Origin of the sequence: Thermococcus sp. (genome assembly GCF_027052235.1) — an archaeon.
Lineage (GTDB): Archaea > Methanobacteriota_B > Thermococci > Thermococcales > Thermococcaceae > Thermococcus.
Map to the genome: position 1 here is coordinate 1 of NZ_JALUFF010000055.1, position 2,858 is coordinate 2,858.

Sequence of the window (2,858 nt, forward strand, 5' to 3'; positions counted from 1 at the left end):
GGCACGGCCTCCTGCCGGCGCGGTACTTGGGCGCCCAGAAGTACGGGTCTATTCCAATGTGCTCCCTTCCCTCTTCTTTGGCCTTCTCGTAGGCCTTCTTGAAGAAGCCCATCTGCCAGTTCCTGACCGGGAAGGTACCGCGCTCGCGGTTCATCCAGTCGAGGAACTCACCGCTTCCGTATTCCATGTCAGCCTTGGTTGCCGGGTGATCCTTGAAGACAAGGGCCCACTCCTTGATGAGCTCGCGGAGCTTCTCCGGGTTGGCTATCGGGACCTTCTTTGAGCCCTTGACGAGGATGCCCTTGAGCTTCTTGCTTCCAAGAACCGCTCCTGGGCCACCCCTCGCCGCCTGCCTCTCGTCGGTCTCGATTATCGAGATAAGGCTGAGTTTTTCCCCTGCCGGCCCTATGAACGCGGTTGCAAAGCCGGGGTACTCCTCTTTGGCTTTAGCCCTCGCCTCTCCGGTGGTGAGGCCCCAGTAGCCGTCCGCCGGGACGATCTTGACTTCATCGTCCTCGATGACGAGAAGAACGGGCTCCTCGCTCTTGCCCTCGATGATGAGCATGTCGTAGCCGGCCCTCTTGAGCTGGACACCAAGCTCTGCACCGGCCATTGATCTGCCGTAGCCGCCGGTGAGCGGGCTCTTGAAGTTGAAGGCCGTCTTCGAGCCGGTTCCTATACCGGTGTCAACGAAGAGACCCGGAGTGATGATCATCTTGTTCTCTTCTCCGAGCGGGTCAGCTCCGGCCGGAACCTCGTCGTAGAGAACCCTCGTCCCAAAACCGACGCCGCCGAGGTACTTCCTCGGGAATTCCTCGGGCAGGGGCTCCACCTTGACCTCCTTCGTGGTCAGGTTAACTCTCAGAATCTTGCCCCAGTAACCGCCTTTCGCTTCCATATCAGAATCACCTCGAAAGATTTTCGGCTCGGAGGATATAAGGCCTTCGCAAAAGGAAGCGTTCACGTGGGTGGGTTAAGTTAAGTTCATTCGTTAACCATTGAAGCGATTGGGAGGTTATTCGGAAATTTAATGCCTTTATGGTGGGACTAGGAGCATGATGTGATCCAGCAGGATATTTTTGGTGCCGTCAGGGGTTCAAGATAGGGCTAGGGCGTCTCTCCAGTCGAAGACCTTGGCGTTTTCGGGTTCCCGTGGCAGGGATTCCTTATCGGGAACTATCAAAAGGTTAATTCTCCCTCCTGCTTCATCAAACTTGTTTTCGGCTTTTCTGATGTCTTTTTCGCGGATTTTCTCCCTCCACTTGACTTCAGCTACCAGGTATAGCTTTTTGTTCCTCAGTAGTGCCACATCTAGTTCGAGATTGGGTTTTTCAATCCTGACTGGCTGGAGTGCGTAGTGTTTGGAGAGTAGCCTTTCAAAAAAACTCTCCACATACTTCGGAAGCCTTTCTTGGAAGAGCCTTTCTACGGTTTCCTCGGGAAGCCCTGTCTCCAGGAATCCGTATTTGGAGTTGAGATAGTACGTGAAATCTACTACTGGTGACACGTGCTGGTAATGATAGGTTTTTCTTTTTCTTCCGTAGACCCTCACCCTCCTTAAAAGGCCCATTCCCACTAATGTGTCCAAATATGGGGCCACAGCACCATGTGTCTCCTTCTGTATAAGGCCCCTCGAGAACATCTCTTTTGCTATCTCGGTCGCGGTTCTTTTTCCATTGGCGACAGACTCGAGGATAGCGGAGTACCTGTGAGTCAACTCACGTTCCTCTTCGTTGAATATCTCTCCTACAAGACTGGGCACATAGGTCTGTAGAATCCATCCAAGGCCTTTAAAGATTCCCTCTCCGAGACTCTCCACTGATGGTGCGAGCCATGGTTCTTGAACTAAGACGGCAAGTTCCACAAGGGATCCCCCCTTAAAACCTAAGGAGTTCATGAACTTGAGCGCATCCCTTGGGTCGACTAGGCCAACTTCAATGGGGTGAAGGAGCCCAAGGAGGGGGCTGTTCGCCCCAATAAAACGTCTGAAATAGTGCCTCGTTGAGGTTATGAGTGTCAATTCGCCCTTTCCCGAGAGTCCCTGAATGAGGGAAAAGAAAGGTTCGTCAAGACGGTGGAACTCATCAACGACTATCCTGCCGCTCCCAAGGAGAAGTGGAAACACCTTGAGGAACTCGTTGAAGGATAGCGTTTCACCTGTTTCAATGTTTATTATGTCTCTGCCGTGAGTGACGATGAAATAGTGAGAGTACTTCAGTTTTTCTCGGGCATAGAATGTTTTGCCCGTTTTTCTTCTGCCGTACCAGAGGGACCATTTAGTGCTCAACAGGGCTTCAATTTCACGACGTTCGATAATTGTCATTAGCCTAATCACCATTAGGATATTCGTTATTATCTTTAAAAACCTACCCTTTGAAGACCTTAACGTCAACGACAACGTGCCAGACGCCGGGAGCGTAGCGCTTAATAACCAGCTCGTTGAGCTTCTCCGCCTCGTAGCCGTGCTCTCTCGCTATCCTCCTGAAAGTCTCGAAGGGCTCCTTTGGCATTAACCTCTCGGGAACCGTGTTGTGGTAGTGGATCACCGCCTCGTCCTTGGCTATGCTCAGAGCCTTCGGTATGAACTCGGCCGTTTTGACCACGTAGCCCATTAGGACTCTGTCGGCTATATCCTCCCCCGGAAAGTCGCGGTTGTCGATGTTGTAAGCCGTCATTCTATCCTGGACTCCGTTTAGCTCAATGTTCTCGACGAGGAAGCGGAAGGTGTAGGGGCTCTTCTCTATCGCAATGACTCTCGCCTTTCCATGAACTGCCATCGGCAGGCTGAGGTGTCCAATGCCCGCGAACATGTCGACCACAAGTTCATCCGGCTTTGCAACCTTTGCCATTCTCACACG

Annotated in this window: 2 protein-coding genes and 1 pseudogene; all 3 read right to left on the reverse strand. The window is 52.3% G+C overall.

Annotation, left to right across the window (positions count from 1 at the left end):
- A partial coding sequence (locus MVC73_RS06465) for an aldehyde ferredoxin oxidoreductase N-terminal domain-containing protein (protein ID WP_297508571.1) occupies window positions 1-898 on the reverse strand: 898 nt, incomplete at its 3' end.
- A gap of 198 nt (window positions 899-1,096) precedes the next feature.
- Window positions 1,097-2,338 (reverse strand): ATP-binding protein, encoded by a 1,242-nt coding sequence (locus MVC73_RS06470; RefSeq protein ID WP_297508574.1) that lies wholly within the window; start codon window positions 2,336-2,338, stop codon window positions 1,097-1,099.
- A 28-nt stretch (window positions 2,339-2,366) separates the two neighbouring features.
- Window positions 2,367-2,858: pseudogene (locus tag MVC73_RS06475) on the reverse strand (RsmD family RNA methyltransferase); the annotation flags it as partial.